16 protein-coding genes and 2 pseudogenes are annotated in these 17,828 nt (G+C 55.0%); 6 read left to right on the top strand and 12 right to left on the bottom strand.

Going from position 1 to position 17,828, the window contains the following annotated elements; genetic code table 11:
• Nucleotides 1–200, bottom strand: a pseudogene (locus G565_RS0101280) (hypothetical protein); the annotation flags it as partial.
• Nucleotides 201–424: 224 nt separating this feature from the next.
• Here G565_RS0101280 and G565_RS0101275 point away from each other — a divergent pair.
• Nucleotides 425–1,153 carry a transglutaminase-like domain-containing protein gene (locus G565_RS0101275; protein ID WP_028669351.1) on the top strand — a complete coding sequence of 243 codons (729 nt, stop codon included), beginning with the start codon at nucleotides 425–427 and terminating at the stop codon, nucleotides 1,151–1,153.
• A 282-nt stretch (nucleotides 1,154–1,435) separates the two neighbouring features.
• Here G565_RS0101275 and G565_RS0101270 read toward each other — a convergent pair whose 3' ends face one another.
• Nucleotides 1,436–2,485, bottom strand: coding sequence for an MBL fold metallo-hydrolase (locus tag G565_RS0101270; RefSeq protein WP_028669350.1), 1,050 nt, complete (start codon nucleotides 2,483–2,485; stop codon nucleotides 1,436–1,438).
• A gap of 149 nt (nucleotides 2,486–2,634) precedes the next feature.
• On the opposite strand from G565_RS0101270, the gene ppiC reads away from it, so the two are divergent.
• Entirely contained in the window at nucleotides 2,635–2,967 is a 333-nt protein-coding gene (gene ppiC, locus G565_RS0101265) for a peptidylprolyl isomerase PpiC (RefSeq protein WP_084649155.1), read from the top strand.
• A gap of 15 nt (nucleotides 2,968–2,982) precedes the next feature.
• Here the strand turns inward: ppiC and G565_RS0101260 are convergent, their stop codons facing one another.
• Both G565_RS0101260 and G565_RS0101255 read right to left on the bottom strand, forming a co-directional pair.
• Nucleotides 2,983–3,249 (bottom strand): DksA/TraR family C4-type zinc finger protein, encoded by a 267-nt coding sequence (locus tag G565_RS0101260; protein WP_028669348.1) that lies wholly within the window; start codon nucleotides 3,247–3,249, stop codon nucleotides 2,983–2,985.
• A 90-nt stretch (nucleotides 3,250–3,339) separates the two neighbouring features.
• Complete coding sequence (locus G565_RS0101255; RefSeq protein WP_245584098.1) at nucleotides 3,340–4,143, bottom strand: sulfite exporter TauE/SafE family protein; 804 nt, start codon at nucleotides 4,141–4,143, stop codon at nucleotides 3,340–3,342.
• Nucleotides 4,144–4,278: 135 nt separating this feature from the next.
• Here G565_RS0101255 and G565_RS27655 point away from each other — a divergent pair, with 135 nt between their 5' ends.
• The 4 genes and pseudogenes from G565_RS27655 to arsJ all read left to right on the top strand — a co-directional run bounded on the left by G565_RS27655 (nucleotide 4,279) and on the right by arsJ (nucleotide 8,408).
• Nucleotides 4,279–5,100 (top strand): metalloregulator ArsR/SmtB family transcription factor, encoded by an 822-nt coding sequence (locus G565_RS27655; RefSeq protein WP_051207089.1) that lies wholly within the window; start codon nucleotides 4,279–4,281, stop codon nucleotides 5,098–5,100.
• Nucleotides 5,100–6,130: pseudogene (gene arsB / locus G565_RS22465) on the top strand (ACR3 family arsenite efflux transporter). Before G565_RS27655 ends, arsB begins: the two are co-directional and overlap by 1 nt.
• 35 nt (nucleotides 6,131–6,165) lie before the next feature.
• On the top strand, nucleotides 6,166–7,173 hold the full coding sequence (locus tag G565_RS0101240; protein WP_028669346.1) for an ArsJ-associated glyceraldehyde-3-phosphate dehydrogenase: 1,008 nt from the start codon (nucleotides 6,166–6,168) through the stop codon (nucleotides 7,171–7,173).
• Entirely contained in the window at nucleotides 7,170–8,408 is a 1,239-nt protein-coding gene (arsJ, locus tag G565_RS0101235; RefSeq protein ID WP_028669345.1) for an organoarsenical effux MFS transporter ArsJ, read from the top strand. The genes G565_RS0101240 and arsJ overlap by 4 nt, the downstream gene beginning before the upstream one ends.
• Nucleotides 8,409–8,600: 192 nt before the next feature.
• Here the strand turns inward: arsJ and G565_RS0101230 are convergent, their stop codons facing one another.
• The 8 genes from G565_RS0101230 to gpmI form a co-directional block, all read right to left on the bottom strand.
• On the bottom strand, nucleotides 8,601–10,190 hold the full coding sequence (locus G565_RS0101230; protein WP_028669344.1) for an ABC-F family ATPase: 1,590 nt from the start codon (nucleotides 10,188–10,190) through the stop codon (nucleotides 8,601–8,603).
• 314 nt (nucleotides 10,191–10,504) lie between these two features.
• A complete protein-coding gene (locus G565_RS0101225; RefSeq protein WP_028669343.1) occupies nucleotides 10,505–10,888 on the bottom strand; it encodes a DoxX family protein in 384 nt (127 codons plus the stop codon).
• Between the two features lie 146 nt (nucleotides 10,889–11,034).
• The gene (locus G565_RS22460) at nucleotides 11,035–11,820 is read right to left on the bottom strand and encodes a TatD family hydrolase (protein WP_051207087.1); all 786 of its coding nucleotides are present in this window, start codon (nucleotides 11,818–11,820) and stop codon (nucleotides 11,035–11,037) included.
• 27 nt (nucleotides 11,821–11,847) lie between these two features.
• The gene (locus G565_RS25670) at nucleotides 11,848–12,468 is read right to left on the bottom strand and encodes a DUF2799 domain-containing protein (RefSeq protein WP_051207085.1); all 621 of its coding nucleotides are present in this window, start codon (nucleotides 12,466–12,468) and stop codon (nucleotides 11,848–11,850) included.
• A gap of 158 nt (nucleotides 12,469–12,626) precedes the next feature.
• A complete protein-coding gene (locus tag G565_RS22450) occupies nucleotides 12,627–13,445 on the bottom strand; it encodes a divergent polysaccharide deacetylase family protein (protein WP_051207084.1) in 819 nt (272 codons plus the stop codon).
• On the bottom strand, nucleotides 13,432–14,754 hold the full coding sequence (locus G565_RS0101205) for a S41 family peptidase (RefSeq protein WP_037336957.1): 1,323 nt from the start codon (nucleotides 14,752–14,754) through the stop codon (nucleotides 13,432–13,434). Before G565_RS0101205 ends, G565_RS22450 begins: the two co-directional genes overlap by 14 nt.
• 100 nt (nucleotides 14,755–14,854) lie before the next feature.
• The gene (locus G565_RS0101200) at nucleotides 14,855–16,015 is read right to left on the bottom strand and encodes a murein hydrolase activator EnvC family protein (protein ID WP_169579602.1); all 1,161 of its coding nucleotides are present in this window, start codon (nucleotides 16,013–16,015) and stop codon (nucleotides 14,855–14,857) included.
• 186 nt (nucleotides 16,016–16,201) lie between these two features.
• Nucleotides 16,202–17,752, bottom strand: coding sequence for a 2,3-bisphosphoglycerate-independent phosphoglycerate mutase (gene gpmI, locus G565_RS0101195; protein ID WP_211227106.1), 1,551 nt, complete (start codon nucleotides 17,750–17,752; stop codon nucleotides 16,202–16,204).
• Between the last annotated feature and the right edge of the window lie 76 nt (nucleotides 17,753–17,828).

Below are 17,828 nucleotides of genomic sequence, written 5' to 3'. Positions count from 1 at the left end.
ACAATGCTCTCCCAGATGGGCTCCAGGGGGTCTTTGCGGGTACGCCAGTCTCGCTGACGCTTATTGTGCTGGTTACGGTCGATCCGGCGTGCGGACCGTTCAGAAATCCCCGCTTTGGCGGCTGCGACGGTCTGGAGCTGTGCTTTGCGATGTTCCATATATAACTTGGCCTGTTGCTCTGTAATGGCTTTGCCTGACACAGCGAACCCTCCGTTCTGCTGTGCCAAACCTTATCAGATCAACCGGCCAAGATAGTTGTCGCTGGACCGGACAAGTTAATTGTCGCTCAATACCGGACCTTTAAAAGCCTTTTAGGGCTGTCCATTCGGGAGGCCCGCGGGCTTTTCTCATAGCCAGTTTATTCAATTATTAAGGGCGCCTGTTAAATACACTGACAGTACATTTTGTGTAGCAGGAGTCGCCAATGAACTGTCCGGATAATAGCTATTTGTCGCAGACGCCAATGCTGGACTACGACCACGCCAGCCTTCAGGCGTTGATCAAAGCGAAACGCTGGGGCGAGTTGTCGCCTTATGACGCCATCGGCGCGATCTATACCTTTGTGCGGGACGATATCCGCTTTGGGTACAATATCGACGACACCATTCCCGCCAGCCAGGTGCTCAAAGACGGGTATGGACAGTGCAACACAAAAGGCACTTTACTGATGGCGCTGCTCCGGGGCGTTGGCATTAGCAATCGCTTCCACGGCTTCACCATATACAACGAGCTGCAGCGTGGTGCCATTCCCTGGTATTTATTCGCGCTTGCCCCTGAACGCATCGTTCATAGCTGGGTGGAAGTTTACCTGGACGGTCGCTGGATCAACCTTGAAGGCTACATTATCGACAGGGCTTATTTAGGCCAGATCCAGGCGCGATTTGCTGATGAATGTAAAACGTTTTCGGGGTACGGCGTCGCCACGCCCTGCCTGGCTAAGCCACCCATTGATTGGCACGGGGAAAACACCTATATACAAAATGAAGGTATTGCTGATGATTTCGGTGTTTACGCTCGGCCGGACGATTTCTATCCCACTCACAGTAATTTGGCCGGGGTGAGGAAGTGGCTATTCCGATACCTCTTCCGCCATTTAATGAACCGTAACGTCGACCGTATTCGTAAACGGGGGATCGGCGGTCGGGCAAGATAGCCCTTAGAGGAAAATGGTAAAACCAATGCCTCGACACGAGACTGCAAAAGCTTATATAGAGGCTACTTGTGGCAGTCGTAGGCGTGTGCATCCGTGTCCGTGAGACCTGCTGTCGTTTCCAGATCACGCACTAACATGGCCTAGTAGCAGTCTGTTGAAATTCGTCCAAAGTCGGTAGCTTGCGACCGGAATATGGACGTTCCGGCAAAATCGAAATTTTGGGTTATAGCGTGTTGAAAAAGGCACTAAGCCTTTTTCAACAACCTGGTAAAAGATCAGGAATTACCGTGAAGCCGAAGGCCAATGCAAAACGCCCCCATGCACATTCGCAACCTTCTCATGCCCGGCATCTTTCAAAATACCAATAGCCAGTGACGACCGCTTTCCAGAGCGGCACAGGGTTACCACCGGCTTGTCAGTCGGCACTTCGCCGACGCGGTCACGCAATTCGTCAAGCGGAATAAGAATCAGGTTATCCAGCTCCTTCAGCTCAGGCTCAACGGATTCACTCTCGTCACGCACATCCAAAATCGTGACGGAGGGCTGGTTCTGAATCACCCACTCCGGCTCCACTTCCGGAAAGCCAGCCAGCGTCATGCGCAAATCGGCCCAGTCCTGTTCTTCTGGCAACTGACCATTTTCAGGCTTTCCGGAGCGCATGTTGTTCGGCAAGGCTTCGTCGATTTTCTTCGGGTGTGGCAGTTGCATCGCGTTCATGTAACCGACAAAGTCATGCTCGTTGGAGTCGCCACCGACGCGGGCGTTAAACTCTTTTTCCTCTGCGACCGAGGTGCAGGTGCGTCCGTTGTAGTCGTGTGCCGGGTAGATGGTGCAGTTGTCTGGGAGCGTAAAAATTTGCTCATTGATCGACTTATACAATCTGGCCGGGTCACCCTGCTGAAAATCACTGCGGCCGCAGCCACGAATCAGCAAGGCATCGCCGGTAAAAGCTTTGCTCTGATCTTGGAGCACATAGGTCATGCAGCCACTGGTATGGCCGGGTGTTGAACGGGCCTGCAGCGATATTTTGCCCACGCCAATGGTTTGACCGTCTTTAATCGGGATGTCTACGTTTTCAGCCTCTACGGCTTCTCCCGAAGCAATCTGGCAGCCGGACTTCTGCTTCAGCACCCAGGCAGCGGTGATATGGTCGGCGTGGGCATGGGTATCTACGACCAGTTTCAAGTCGAGTTTCAATTCCCGAATCAGTGCCAGGTCGCGCTGTACTTGCTCGAACACCGGGTCAATCAGCAAGGCTTCGCGCGTGGTCTCATCACCCAGCAGGTAGGTATAAGTCGAAGAGGTTGCATCGTAAAGCTGTCTGAAAATCATAAGAGCTCCTTCAGCTAAGGCTTAATACATTAGAGTTTAATAATATACAGGATACTGGCACTTTCAACCCCCTATTTCGGTAACAGGCAAGCCTCCGTAGCCCAGGTACGGTAAACTGCCGCCCAGTCGGCATAACCGGAGACCACATCATGAAAGCCAGCCTCAAGAACGCCCTGACGACGCCTGCCCGGGGTAAATCACGCGCAACCCATGCGTCAGCGTTGCATATTCTGGTTCGTGATGAGAAAAAGGCCCAGGAACTGCTGGGTAAACTGAAAAAAGGAGCCGACTTCGACAAACTGGCCCGCCAGCATTCAACGTGCCCGTCGGGCAAACGCGGTGGCGACCTGGGCGAATTCAAACGCGGCGCCATGGTTCCTGCCTTCGATAAGGCGGTATTCACTGGAAAGCCCGGCGACCTGGTTGGGCCGGTAAAAACCAAATTTGGTTACCATGTGATCAAAGTACTGTATCTGAAGTAATATCCAACAAGCAGCCTACCTCAACTGGCTGTCTTTACTGCCACGGCGGTTATACAGGCTTTGTCCGGCTGCTTCCTGGTCATGTTCGGCCTGACAATTCACACAGAAACGCACACCAGGCACGGCCATGCGCCGGGCTTCGGGAATGGGCGCCTCGCACTCTTCACAGAACTCGGCACTGTCGCCTGTCGGCATCTGGTTGCGCACGCGTTCAATGGCATCGTTCACGGTGGATTCGATCTGTTCGTTTACCGCGCCGTCTCCAGCCCAGCCACTGGCCATAATGAACCGTCCCCCGTTATTGATTAGACTAATAAAGTAGGCGGTCGGTACCAGATATCAAGGGTGATTTTGGCAATCACCGTCGCCGAGTTACTGTATGAGCCCCATCAAACCGTCATACATCAGCTTGCCACCGGCGGCGACCAGCAACACATAGCACACCCAGTAAAACAGACCTTCATTGATGCGGTGATGCATGTACATGCCCAGCCGAACGCCGATAGGCGCCAGAATCACGAGTGCCAGGGACGTCATCAGGTTGCTGCTGTCGAGCAGCCCTATCCAGGCATAGGGAATGAGCTTTACGTAATTCACAACGGTAAAAAAGATGACCGTGGTGCCGACAAACACCGTTTTATTCATTTGCTGGGGCAGCAGATACATATTGATTGGCGGGCCACCGGCGTGAACGCTGAAGCTGGTCAGGCCGGCAATGGAGCCGTAGATCCAGCCGGCAATTTTACTGACCGGCTTGGCTTCCGGAGGGCGACCGCGCAGTTGTTGCAGGACCCAGTTCAACGCAAACACCAACGCGATAAGCCCGACAAACAGCTTGATGTGATCGTCAGACAAGTACTGATACGTCGCCGCCCCAACGCCTATACCAAGCAGGGATGCCGGTAGGATAATGCGCAGGTTTGCCTTGTCGTAGACCCCCCGGAACCCCCAGACCGCGAACAAATCCATCACACAGAGGATGGGCAACAAAATCGCTGCCGCCTGGCTGGGAGAGATGACCAAAGCCATCATCGGTACGGCTACGAGCCCCAACCCTCCGCCCATACCCCCTTTGGAAAGGCCATATAACAAGGTAGCGGGAACGGCGAACACATAGAAAATCGGATCAGTAATCATCAGCGCCTGACAGAGTTCGACAAATCTAATCGCCATCATACGCACAGCGTGGCGGTGTCGCGAGCAACGGGGCGTTGCGAAACCGCTTCATTCTTTCAGGATTGACTCAAACTCGTTGACATACGTTTTTTCATATATATGATTTTTCAAATCAACTAGCTATGGGGCCTTGTGATGAGCTCAAAACAGCGTGTTCTCTTTATCTGTACCGCCAATTCGGCCCGCTCACTGATGGCGGAGGTGCTGATGCGCGATATGGCGGGCGACCGCTACGAGGTTGCCAGTGCCGGTCTGGAACCGAGCCAGGCTGACTTGCGCGCCTTGCGAGCTCTAAAAAGTGCCGGAGTGCCCACCGAAGGGTTACGTTCCAAGTCGTTGGGAGATGTGCTGGCTGAGCCGTTCGACATTGTCATCACCCTCTGCAACAAAGCTACGCTCGAATGCCAGTCGGTTCAGGGCACGCGACAAACTCTGGCCTGGGATTTTGAAGACCCGGTCACCCGCGCCGGTTTGCGGCCTTTTGAGACCACCCTGAACGAATTGAGCGAACGCCTGAAAATGTTCCTGCTGATTCAGGGCAAACCCTTTCGCGCCCGACAGCACAGCCTTACCCCCCTGGTATTTTTCAAAAACCTGGCTGAAGACACCCGGCTGCGATCCTTGCTGCTCATTCACAGCCAGCAAGAGTTGTGCGTCTGTGAGCTGACCGAAGCCCTGCAGGAAAGTCAGCCAAAGATTTCACGGCACCTGGCGCAGTTGCGCACAACCGGGCTATTACAGGACAGACGTAACGGCCAGTGGGTGTTCTATTCCATTAACCCGAACCTTCCCGACTGGTGCCTGACGGTACTGGACGACACCCTTGCCGCCAATGAAAGCTGGATTGAAGACGATGTGAATCGATTGCTGGCCATGGGTGACCGGCCCGAGCGCACTGAGAAATGCTGCCCGCCCGAAACCAGCCACACAAAAAAAACCCAACAGGGCCACCAATAATGCCTACCTTTGAACGCTTTCTGTCACTCTGGGTTGCCCTGGCAATAATGACTGGTGCTGCTCTGGGCTGGTTGTTCCCCCCCTGTTTGAAGTTGTTGCCCGCCTGGAGTTTGCCCATGTCAATCTGGTCATCGCCGTATTCATCTGGCTGATGATTTACCCAATGATGGTACAGATCGACTTTTCGTCACTGCGCCAGGTGGCGGATCGGCCCAAAGGGCTTGCACTGACGCTGGTGGTTAACTGGCTGATTAAGCCGTTCACCATGCTGGCCATGGGCTGGCTGTTTTTCAGGGTGATTTTTGCCCCCTGGGTGGATCCGGCTACGGCTACCGAGTACATCGCCGGTATGGTCCTGCTTGGGGTAGCGCCCTGCACCGCCATGGTGTTTGTCTGGAGCCAGTTGACCCGTGGCAACCCCAATTACACCCTGGTACAGGTATCGGTAAACGATCTGATCATGATCGTTGCCTTTGCGCCGCTGGCGGCCTTTCTGCTGGGTGTTACCGATATTCAGGTGCCCTGGTCGACGCTGATGCTGTCGGTCGTTCTGTACGTCGTGTTTCCGCTCATCGCCGGCGTACTGACTCGCAACTGGCTGAACCGCAACGGCAAGGCCGACCAACTGAGTTCTTTTCTGGCCAATATCAAACCCTGGTCCATTCTCGGGTTGCTGGCGACGGTAACGCTGTTGTTCGGTCTGCAGGCCGAGACCTTGCTGGAGCAACCGCTCGCCATCGGCATGATTGCCATACCGTTAACACTCCAGACATATGGCATCTTTATCATCGCCTTTATTGGCGCCTGGTGGTTGCGGTTGCCGCACACCATAGCGGCACCGGCCTGCCTGATCGGCTCGTCGAATTTCTTCGAGCTGGCGGTTGCTGTGGCCATTTCATTGTTCGGGCTGCACTCCGGTGCGGCGCTGGCCACCGTTGTGGGCGTGCTGGTTGAAGTACCGGTGATGCTATCACTGGTCGCCATCGCCAACCGCACCCAGCCTTTTATGGATCGGCGTTCGGCGTCCTGAACTGACGCATTTTCTGTTACCCGTGGAGACACATCATGACCCTGAAAATTGGCATCAATGGCTTTGGCCGCATCGGTCGTCTGGCATTACGCGCTGCCTTTGACTGGCCGGATGTCGAATTTGTAAAAATCAATGATCCGGCGGGCGACGCTGCAACTCATGCCCACCTGCTCAATTTCGATTCAGTACACGGTATCTGGAAGCACAACGCCACCTCAGAAGGCGACACCATTCACATAGGTGAGCAGCCCATCAGTGTCAGCCAGAGCAAAACGATTGCCGATACCGACTGGTCGGGCTGCGATGTCGTCATTGAAGCCTCAGGCAAGATGCGCGATATCGATTTGTTAAATGGATATATTGAACAAGGCGTCGGCCGTGTTGTGGTAACAGCGCCGGTGAAACATCCCGATGTACTCAATGTCGTCGTCGGTGTGAATGACGACCGCTACGATGCGTCAAAACATCGCATTGTGACGGCCGCATCCTGCACCACCAACTGTCTGGCGCCGGTGGTTAAAGTCATTCACGAAAAGCTCGGTATTCGTCATGGCTCCATGACCACCATTCACGACCTGACCAACACCCAAAGCATTCTGGATACGCCACACAAGGATCTGCGCCGGGCGCGAGCCTGCGGAACCAGCCTGATTCCAACCTCTACCGGCTCGGCAACCGCCATTATTGAGATCTTTCCGGAACTTAAAGGGCGACTGAATGGTCACGCTGTTCGGGTACCACTGGCCAATGCCTCACTGACTGACTGTGTGTTTGAGGTTGAACGTGCTACGTCGGCCGGGGAAGTCAACGCACTGTTAAAACAAGCGGCCGAAGGCGAACTCAAAGACATTTTGGGCTATGAAGAACGCCCGCTGGTATCGGTCGATTATAAAACCGACCCTCGTTCAAGCATCATTGATGCCTTGTCTACCATGGTCATCAATGACACTCAGGTGAAACTCTACGCCTGGTACGACAATGAATGGGGTTACGCCAATCGCACCGCAGAGCTGGCGCGTATGGTAGGGCTCAGCGACCAATGATGCGGCTGCGCGACTTGTCTGCCGGTGTGCGCCAATACCTGGTAGTGACCGGCAATTACTGGGCGTTTACCCTGACCGACGGTGCCTTGCGTATGTTGGTCGTGCTGCACTTTCACAGCCTCGGTTACTCGCCCCTGGAAATCGCGTTGCTGTTCTTGTTTTACGAATTTTTCGGCATTGTCACCAACCTGGTCGGTGGCTGGCTGGGAGCCAGACTCGGGTTGAACAAGACCATGAACGTCGGGCTCGGCTTACAGATCATTGCGTTGTCGATGTTGCTGGTACCCGCGACCTGGTTGACCGTACCCTGGGTCATGGCGGCCCAGGCGTTATCCGGCATTGCCAAAGACCTGAACAAGATGAGCGCCAAGAGCTCGATCAAACTGCTGGTGCCGGGTGATCAGCAGAGCCGGCTATACCACTGGGTTGCCGTGCTCACCGGGTCAAAAAATGCGCTCAAAGGTGTCGGCTTCTTTATGGGGGGTGCTCTGCTTGCCTGGCTCGGTTTTCGCGGTGCCGCCGGGGTCATGGCGGTCGCCTTGTCGCTGGTCTTTGCGCTTAGCTTGCGACTGCTCAAACAGGATCTGGGCAAAGCCAAAAACAAACCCAAGTTCAGCCGGATGTTTTCCAAGAGCCCGGCGATCAATGTGTTGTCGGCCGCTCGGCTGTTTTTGTTTGGCGCCCGGGATGTCTGGTTTGTCGTTGCCTTGCCGGTGTTTCTCAGCCAGGTTCTCGGCTGGCCACACCTTCAGGTCGGCGGCTTTATGGCGTTGTGGGTTATCGGCTATGGTCTGGTGCAATCACAGGCACCCCGCTTGACGGGGAAACGCTCCGGTCAGGTGCCCGGGCGCAACGCCACCATAACGTGGGCCCTGGTATTGGCGGTTATTCCGGCAGGCATCGCTGTTGGTCTGATGACGATGAGCGACGTAACCGCCGTTTTAATTGGCGGCTTGCTCGTGTTCGGTGTTTTATTTGCGGTTAACTCGTCATTGCACAGTTATTTGATCGTTAGCTACGCCGATGCCGATGGTGTGTCGTTGGATGTCGGCTTTTACTACATGGCCAATGCTGGCGGACGCTTGCTGGGTACAGTGTTGTCGGGATGGTTGTATCAGGCTTACGGGCTGGAAATGTGTTTGTGGGTGTCGGCCGGGTTTGTTGCGTTGGCGGCGGTGATTTCGGTTTGGCTGCCGATAGTCAGGTCACCTTCAGGTGAGACGGTAGGTGCCTGATGGAACCCGTTAACTCCTGCAAACAAAGCAGTAACGGCTGCGCCGCCCCCTCTCTCTAACTCTCTCCCCCTGTGGTGGAGAGAGGATCAGCAAGAGCAACGTCGCTGGCCATTGACATAGGTTTTATTCACCAAGGGAAATACTCCCTCTCCCGTCCCACGGGAAAGGTTCGGGGAGAGGGAACGCTTCTATTTACTGCACACCCATGCTGCGCAAATACTCTTCGTAATTGCCGGTGAAATCAGTAATACCGCTCGGCTGCATGTCCAGAATCCGCGTCGCCAGCGACGAAACAAATTCACGGTCATGGCTGACGAAAATCAGCGTGCCAGGATAATTTTCCAGCGCCAGGTTCAACGCCTCGATGGATTCCATATCCAGGTGGTTGGTCGGTTCGTCCATCAGCATGACGTTGGGTTTGGTCAGAGTCAGCTTACCGAACAGCATGCGGCCCTGTTCACCACCGGAAATAACCTTCACCGATTTGCCAATTTCATCGCCAGAGAACAGCATGCGGCCAAGGGCACCGCGCACCATCTGCTCACCCTGGGTCGTCCATTGCGACATCCACTCGAAGAGTGTGGCGTCGTGGGCAAAATCGTCGGTGTGGTCCTGTGCGAAGTAACCCACATCGGCGCTGTCGGTCCACTTCACTTCACCGGCTTGCGGCGTCAGGCTGCCCGCCATCACATTGAGTAAGGTCGTCTTGCCAATACCATTGGGACCGATAATAGCAATGCGCTCACCGGCTTCGACCTTGACGCTCAGTTTCTTGAACAATTGAGCATCCGGTTCATAACCAAAGGTCAGGTCGGTCAGGGTAACGGCCTGGCGATGCAGTTTCTTTTCCTGATCAAAGCGAATGAAAGGGCTGATTCGGCTTGAAGGCTTAACCTCAGCTAGCTGGATCTTATCGATCTGCTTGGCGCGAGAGGTCGCCTGCTTGGCTTTGGAAGCGTTGGCTGAGAAGCGGCTGACGAAGGTTTGCAGTTCAGCGATCTGTGCTTTCTTTTTCGCGTTGTCTGACAGCAACTGTTCACGAGACTGAGTGGCAGCGGTCATGTATTCGTCATAATTGCCCGGGAACAGGCGCAGCTCGCCGTAATCCAAATCGGCCATGTGCGTGCACACGCTGTTCAGAAAGTGACGGTCGTGCGAAATGATGATCATGGTGCTGTTGCGCGCCACCAGAATGCTTTCCAGCCAGCGAATGGTGTTGATGTCCAGGTGGTTGGTTGGCTCATCGAGCAGCAGGACGTCGGGGTCGGAAAACAGAGCCTGTGCCAGCAAGACCCGCAATTTCCAGCCAGGTGCCAGGGCACTCATCGGGCCGTTGTGCTGCTCCAGAGGTATATCCAGCCCGAGCAACAGTTCACCGGCACGGGAATCGGCGGTATAGCCATCCATTTCAGCGAAAGCGACTTCAAGTTCCGCTACCGCCATGCCATCGTCTTCGCTCATTTCCGGCAGTGAGTATATGCGCTCACGCTCGGCTTTAACGCGGGACAATTCGGTATGGCCCATGATGACCGTATCGATCACGGTTTGATCTTCAAAGGCAAACTGATCCTGACGCAGCTTACCCAGGCGAGTATTGGGCGCGAGCATCACCTGCCCATTGGTTGGTTCCAGGTCGCCGCCCAGAATTTTCATAAAGGTCGACTTACCGCAGCCATTGGCACCAATCAGGCCGTAGCGGTTGCCGTTGCCGAATTTGACAGAGACATTTTCGAACAGGGGTTTGGCCCCGAACTGCATGGTGATGTTAGCGGTAGAGATCAAAGCGAAAACCTATCGACAGTGGCGCATGGCAACAGGCCTGCGCGAAATGGGCGGGCATTGTACAGTTTTCGTGCGTCAATAGGCAGGGGGAGGCTGCAGCAATTGTGTAACCGGTTCAGAGCAGGGTGGAAACAACCATGCATTAAAAAAGGGCGCCGCAGCGCCCTTTAGCAGGTTGTTGAAAAAGACATTCCGCCTTTTCCAAAACACGATAACCAAACAAGGTGATGATGCTTATCTGGCGAAATCAAAGATTTACCGTCATCGATTTCGCCGAACCATCCATGCTCAGGTAGCCGGCAACTGCGGCCTACTCAGCCTTTGCGGCCTTCGATGCTCAGCTTGCCAGGGCCCATGGCGACAATGAACAGGAAGCCACCGGCAATGGCGAGGTTCTTGTACAGAGAGATAATTTGCATCTGATCAGACGGATCGAAGTGAAACAATACACCCGATACCACACAGAAACCGGCCAACAGCAACGCGCCAATGCGTGCCTGGTAGCCAATCAGGACAGCCAGGCCACCGAGTACTTCTACCAGAATAGCGGGGTAAATCAGAAATCCGGGGACGCCCATCATTTCCATATAACCTTGCTGGCCTTCCAGGCCGGTAATTTTGCCCAGACCACTCAGAATAAACATAAAAGAGATCAGTACGCGGCCGGCGACCATGGCCAGGGGAGACAGTGCATTCATAGTATTACTCCAGATTGGGTAGTTAAGTGGGTGTCCTGTGGCCAGTGGCCACGAGATGACGCCACTGTAGTTCAGCGCCCAAATCAGAGATATCTAAAGAATTCGAGTTAGTTGATTAAGAAAACTGAAGTCGGCTCTGCCCTGACTCAGGTGCCAAAGAGCGCAGCCGCATTTCGACGAACCTGAGCCATCAGCGAAGTGGGATCGAGCTGACGGGCATCCGCCAACCGGGCTAAGGTCGCAGACCAGTCCAGCAAGGGGTTGTCCGAACCCTTTTGTTCGGCTGGGGTTAGGGTTGACCGGTATTGATCGGGTACTCGCTGATCCGGAGCGTCGGTTTCAACCAGAATACGGTCGGCCGGTATTCGGCTAAAGGCGTCCAGCGTTTTGGATGATTGGAAAATCACACGGCCCGCCCCCAGGCAAAAACCCCGGTCAACGTAGGCCATGGCCTGAGCATAAGGGCCGACAAAACCATGTATCACACCGATAACCGAGGGGGTCTGCTTGAGGCCTTGCAATATGCGGTCGTGCGCTTTGACGGAATGGATGATCACGGGCAACTTGCGTTCACTGGCGATCGCCAATTGAGCGACAAACCAGTCAAACTGGTGCGCTGCGGCGGCGGTTCCGGGGCGGTGCCTGGAAAAATCGAGACCGATTTCGCCGAGGGCAACGCCATCGTTGTGCCGGGCCAGCCAGTTCTCAAGCCGTTGAGTATCAGCCGGGCCATCCGGTAAAAACCAGGGATGATGCCCCGCTGCCAGCAATACCCGCTTATCGTCACCGAACTGCCGATGAGCCTGCTGCCACTGTTCGGGGCCGGTCCCGGGCAGCAGCCAGTGGCCAATGCCGGACAATTGAGCACCGGCCATAAAAGACCCGGCCTGATCCAGAAAATCCAGATGACAGTGACTGTCGAACCCAGTCATCCTGGCACTGCCCCCCTAATCTGCCGATCAGTAGTAGCTGTAGCGATTACGCAGTTCCCGCAGACGGGATTCTGAATTCGCCAGATCACGGATGATATCGTCACGTTGCTGTTCAAGGGTACCCTGTCGCTCTTTCAACAGGGCGATCTCTTCATAAATTACCCGACGTTGCTCTTCCGGTGTACCTGCACCGAACAAAGCAGCTTCTTTTTCCAGCAATTGCTGCTCAATGCGCTGTTGCTCAGCCTCGTTACTGAGTTGCTCTCCTTCCAGATTACTCACTTCGCTGGCGACCTGATAAATCTGGCGGCCGGCTTCGTAGCCATCAAGGAACTCGGGCTCCAACGAGGGCGGGCAAATACCGTTGTACTGGTAGCCACTGCGCGCCCGATTAAACCCGTTTCTCGATGTGCAGAAAACCAGCAAGCCCTCATCGTGCCCATCCTGATAATCGCGCAGATCAGGCGTGACACCATGTTTGGCACAAGCTTCACGATGTGACCCAATGCGTGTTTCAGACTGTCCATTGGCGCCATCTTCATAGCCGATCGAATACCAGTCGGCCGTCATGCACTCTTCTTCACTGAGCGTGGCACATCCGGATAACACCGTCACAGCCGCGAGAACCCATACACCCCAATATTTCATATCTGTTTCCTAAGCAGAGAGCTGACCAACAGGATCGTAATCCAGGCCAAACCAAGGTTTTGACAATCGTTAGCGTTAACCGCTAACGGTGTAAAGCGTGTGTAATAGTTTCTCACAGTTAGCTGAATCCGTCATGAACGACGCTTGGTTGGGGCGTGTCAGGACGTGTGCCGTGAATAGGCACCTTCAGGGATGCGGTGAGGACGCCAGTCTGGCCGGTGCCGCTTGGGCTGATGCAGCAGGTCTTTGATCGATACCCAGTCGATATCCGGGTAGTCGGCCGGGTCGAGGTTGTCGAAAAACGCCAGGGTTTCCGGGTAGGGGTGGCAAATGATCGTCACTGAACCGTTTTTACGCGCCATGCGCAGCGCCAGCTGCCACTGCTGTTCAATAAATTCCGGTGTGGGTTCATGGTCAAGGAACACTTGTCGCCTGTTCCAGGGCACGCCCATTTGCTCGGCCATGCGCCAACCCTGAGTGTTCGAGACCGTTACACTGTCGAAATAAAACCAGTTACGCGCCCGCAATTCGGTCATGACCCAGCCCATAGCTTCGGCATCACGCGTTAAACGGCTGCCCATATGGTTACTGAGCCCCTCTGCGAAGGGCACAGCATCCATGCCCATCGACAGGTTCGCCAGCAATTGCTGATCCCCGTCGTCCCGGGTCAGCCCCAGAGGCCCCAGTGGAAAATCACTCTCGTTCGACATAGGCGCGTGAACAATCACGGTTTTGCCGGCATCCACCGTCGATTCTGCCAGGGGGATCGTGTACGGCAGACCCGGCATGATTGCGATGGTTTGAATGAAGGGGATCTCAATGGCAGTCAGACCTGACTGCCATTGGTTGCCGAGGTCATCGACAACGACAGCCACTTTAGTGCGGTCTGAAGCCGTCGCAAACCCTGCAAGGACGATAAGAAAGGCGCACAGGTTCAAGCAAAGAGCCTGGCGCCCCACGGTCTTAACGCGAGGCATTCAGAACGCGCATGCCTTTCAACAACGTGACTGCCTGGTACAACTGATAGTCGTTGATGAGATCGTTTCCTGCCTCACTATCCGTCTCTGCCGATTCACCGGCCTCTTCGTCATCAGCACCGTCTTCGGTCTCATTTTCGCCCAGCAGATGACCCGCCAGATTGGCTTCCGAGTAGTACGGGTTACCATTTTCCTGGGTCAGTTTCCCGGGGTTTACGATGATATCCGGCTCAATACCCTGAGCCTGGATCGACCGACCGTTCGGTGTGAAATACCGGGCCGTTGTCAGCTTGATCGCATGGTTATCGTTCAACGGCAATATGGTCTGAACGGAACCCTTGCCAAAGCTGCGAGTGCCCATGATCACGCCACGACGATGATCCTGTACGGCACCGGCCACAATTTCCGAAGCTGATGCAGATCCGCCATTGATCAATACCACCAGATTCACGCCATCACTCGGGTCATCTGAATTGGCCTCAAACTCACTGGCCGAATTGGGCAGGCGGCCTTCGGTGTAGACAATCAGGCCCTGGCTGATCAGGGCATCGACGACATCCACTGATGCCTGCAAGACGCCACCCGGGTTATTGCGCAGGTCGAGCACCAAGCCGTCAAGCGCGCCTTCGTTTTCGTCGCGCAGGGATGCCATGGCTTCGATGAAGTCACGGCCGGTACGTTCCTGGAACTGGGATATCCGCACATAGCCGACACCGGGTTCAATCATGCGGTTGCGAATGCTGGTGACCTGGATGATGTCACGGGTAATTTCGATTTCCAGTGGCTGATTTTCACCTTCCCGAGCGACCGTCAGGATGACATCAGTACCCGGACGTCCACGCATCAGATTCACGGCATCGCCAATGGTCATGCCCTTCACCGGTGTATTGTCGATTTGGGTAATCAGGTCACCGGACTGCATACCGGCCCGATAAGCCGGGGTATCATCAATAGGCGCAACAACCCGCACAAAGCCGGTGTCGTCGAGTGATATCTCAATACCCAGCCCACCAAATTCACCGCGCGTACTTTCGCGCAAGTCTTCAAAATCTTCGGGTGTCAGATAATCGGAGTGTGGATCCAGGCCCGACAGCATGCCTTCAATGGCATTCTCGATCAGCTCACTGTCTTCGACATCTTCAACATACGCCTGCTTGATGCGCTCCAGAACCTGCGAGAACATTCGAACGTCGTCGACCGGGAGGCGTGTTTCCACCCGTTCGGCATGAACGCTGCTCGCGATACCGATAGAAACGCCAACGACCAGGGCGGTAATTGCGCTCAACCAGGGACTGCGGATCAACTTCATAACGGTTCCTTTCACATCTGTATTAGGTTGTACTGTATTGGATTGCCTGGCCATGAACATTCACACCTGTCGTTAATGCCCCGGGACCCAGGCCGTAAGTCTAGCGTTTTTCAAGCCAATTGGCCGGATTTTCAGGTCGGCCATTGCGCCGTACCTCAAAATACAAACCACTTTCATCAAAACCACCTGAGGCCCCGGCTTCTGCCAGTGTGTCTCCGGCTTCTACCCATTCACCTACAGTACGCAACAGGGTTTGGTTTCGACCATAAAGCGTCATCAGTCCATCGCCGTGGTCAAGAATGATCAACAGCCCAAAACCATTTAACCAGTCTGAAAACACCACACGCCCATGATGCACGGCCTGTACATCGGTGCCCATGTCTGCAGCCAGCCACCATCCCTGCCACTTCAAACCTGAGTTGTCCTGAGCGGTGTCATAGCGAGCTCGAAGCGATCCTTCCAGCGGCCAGGGCAACCCGCCTCTGACATCGGCCATGTCAATATCGGCCGGGAATTCGAGATTCATGTCCGTCAGTTCCGCTTGCATGCGTTCGACCAGTTGCGTGAGCTGGGTTTGCTCTTCCTGTTTTCGCTCCAGTGACTGCTCTGTTTGCGACGCTTCGGCTTGCAGATTCACAAGAATCTGGGCCCGACGATTCTTTTGACTGGCGGCTTCCGCCTGGGCTTGGGCCAATTCATCGCGGTCACGGCGTAACTGCTCTGCTAGCCGGGTCTGCTCCCGAATCACTTCGCCCAGGCGATTGGACTGTTCAATCCATTGTTGCAACTGATCATTTTGCTGTCGGTTCAAAATCGAAAAATAGTGCATCTGACGGGCCAGATCTTCCGGCCGTTCACCCGACAACAGTAACTTGATCAGGGGCTGATTATTCTGTTTATAGGCCAGACGTAAAATTTCGGCCATGTCTTCACGTTGCTCGTCCAGCTGTTGCTCTAGCCGGATCTGTTCGGTTTCCAGCTCGGTACGCCGGCTGACTGCCTGGCTCAGGCGCCCGGCCAGGTCATTCAATTGACGATTCAACTGGCCCAGGCGCCGCTCGGTCTCTTCCAGAGCCTGACGCTGCTCCGATACGTTCTCACGATTGCGGTTGAGCTGCTGCTGCAAGTCGCCTATCTGTGATTGCAATTGTTCGAGATCCCGCTCACGCAGCGTCAGGTCGTCTTCAGCTACCGAGTAGCCAACCAAGCTGCTGAGTAAAAGCCAGAACAGGGTGCGTTTAAACGCAATCAATTGAAACACAGATACGGCGAACTCATTCAGGTTGGGGTGAGCCCCATCCATGCAGGGGGCGATGACTAACGGGCAGGCTACCGCATGCGCAGCCTCGTTTAAAGTAGAGCCGCAGGCGCGGCCCACTCATTTCATTGTCTTTACGACCTGCGCCGGCCCGCTTCATAGCCTAAGGCTGGAAGAATGGGCCAGCCATCAACCGCGCTGAATCAGACTGGAGCCGGTCATTTCTGCCGGAACTTGCAGTTGCATCATGGTCAGCAAAGTCGGGGCGATATCTGCGAGTCGTCCTTCTTTAAGGCTCACGCCTTCTGCCTGGTTACTGACATACACCAGGGGAACCGGGAAAATGGTGTGGCTGGTCACGGCGCCCCCGGTTTTCGGGTCAACCATCAGTTCGACATTGCCATGATCGGCGGTGATCAGACACTCACCACCCACCTTGAGTGCCGCTGCAGTAACCCGCTCAAGGGCCACATCCAGCGCTTCAACCGCCTTGATGGCGGCGTCCATTTTGCCGGTATGACCCACCATATCACCGTTGGCGTAGTTACAGATCACCAGGTCGTATTTGCCCGACTCGATGGCCTCTACCAGCCTGTCGGTGACTTCCGGTGCGCTCATTTCAGGCTGGAGATCGTAGGTTGCTACTTTGGGCGATGGCACCAGAATCCGGTCTTCTCCGCGATACTCGTCTTCGCGACCACCGCTGAAGAAAAAGGTTACGTGTGCGTATTTCTCGGTTTCCGCGATGCGCAGCTGGTTTTTGCCTTGCTGCTCCATCACCTCGCCCAGGGTATTCACCAGATTTTCAGGCGGATAAGCCACGGGCGCGTCAATGTCTCCAGCGTACTCGGTCAAAGTCGTGAACGTTGCCAGCGCCGGACGCACTGACCGATCCAGTGTGCTGTCAAGCTTATCGTCGGTAAACGCCCGGGTCAGCTCGCGTGCCCGGTCTGGCCGGAAATTCATAAAGACCACAGCATCGCCGTCTTGCAGGGTCACCGGCTGACTTCCGTCAGCACGAATAGAGGTGGCCGGCACAAATTCGTCGTCTTTATCCTGCTCATAAGCAGCATGCAGGGCGTCCATCGGAGTGGACGCCACAATATCAGCGCTACCCCGGGTCAGCAGATCGTAGGCCGCCTGAACCCGCTCCCAACGGCTATCACGGTCCATCGCGTAGTAACGGCCGATCATTGAAACGATCCCACCGACGCCAAGCTTTTCCAGCTTCGCTTCAAGCGCTTCGATCGACGCCAGAGCAGAGCGCGGCGGTGTGTCCCGACCATCCAGAAACGCATGGACATACACCCGCTTGGCGCCCCGCTTCACGGCCAGGTCGACCATGGCGTGAAAGTGATCTTCATGAGCATGCACGCCACCGGGCGACAACAACCCCAGCAAGTGAACCGCTTTATCTTCCTGCACCGCACTGTCGACGGCACCGGTCAGCACCGGGTTCTCGAAAAAATCGCCGTCTTCAATGGCTTTGGTCACCCGGGTCAGTTGCTGATAGACAATTCGCCCGCTGCCCAAATTCATATGACCCACTTCAGAGTTGCCCATTTGCCCGTCTGGCAGGCCAACATCCATGCCGGAGGTGTGAATCAGACTGTGTGGATACTCTTTCCACAACCGCTTCCAGGTCGGCATTTTGGCCTTTTCAATCGCATTCGACGCAGATGTTTCGCTGTATCCGAAACCATCCAGGATCAACAGGACTGCCGGTTTAGCAGGTGCCATGATTCAACCTCCCGATAAAAATGTAGGAAAATTACAATTCAATAAGTGTACTGGCTCTCCGCCCATCTGGCGAATG

This window comes from Saccharospirillum impatiens DSM 12546 (assembly GCF_000423605.1).
Taxonomy (GTDB): Bacteria; Pseudomonadota; Gammaproteobacteria; order Pseudomonadales; family Natronospirillaceae; genus Saccharospirillum; species Saccharospirillum impatiens.
This window is presented reverse-complemented; position numbering and strand designations above follow the sequence as displayed.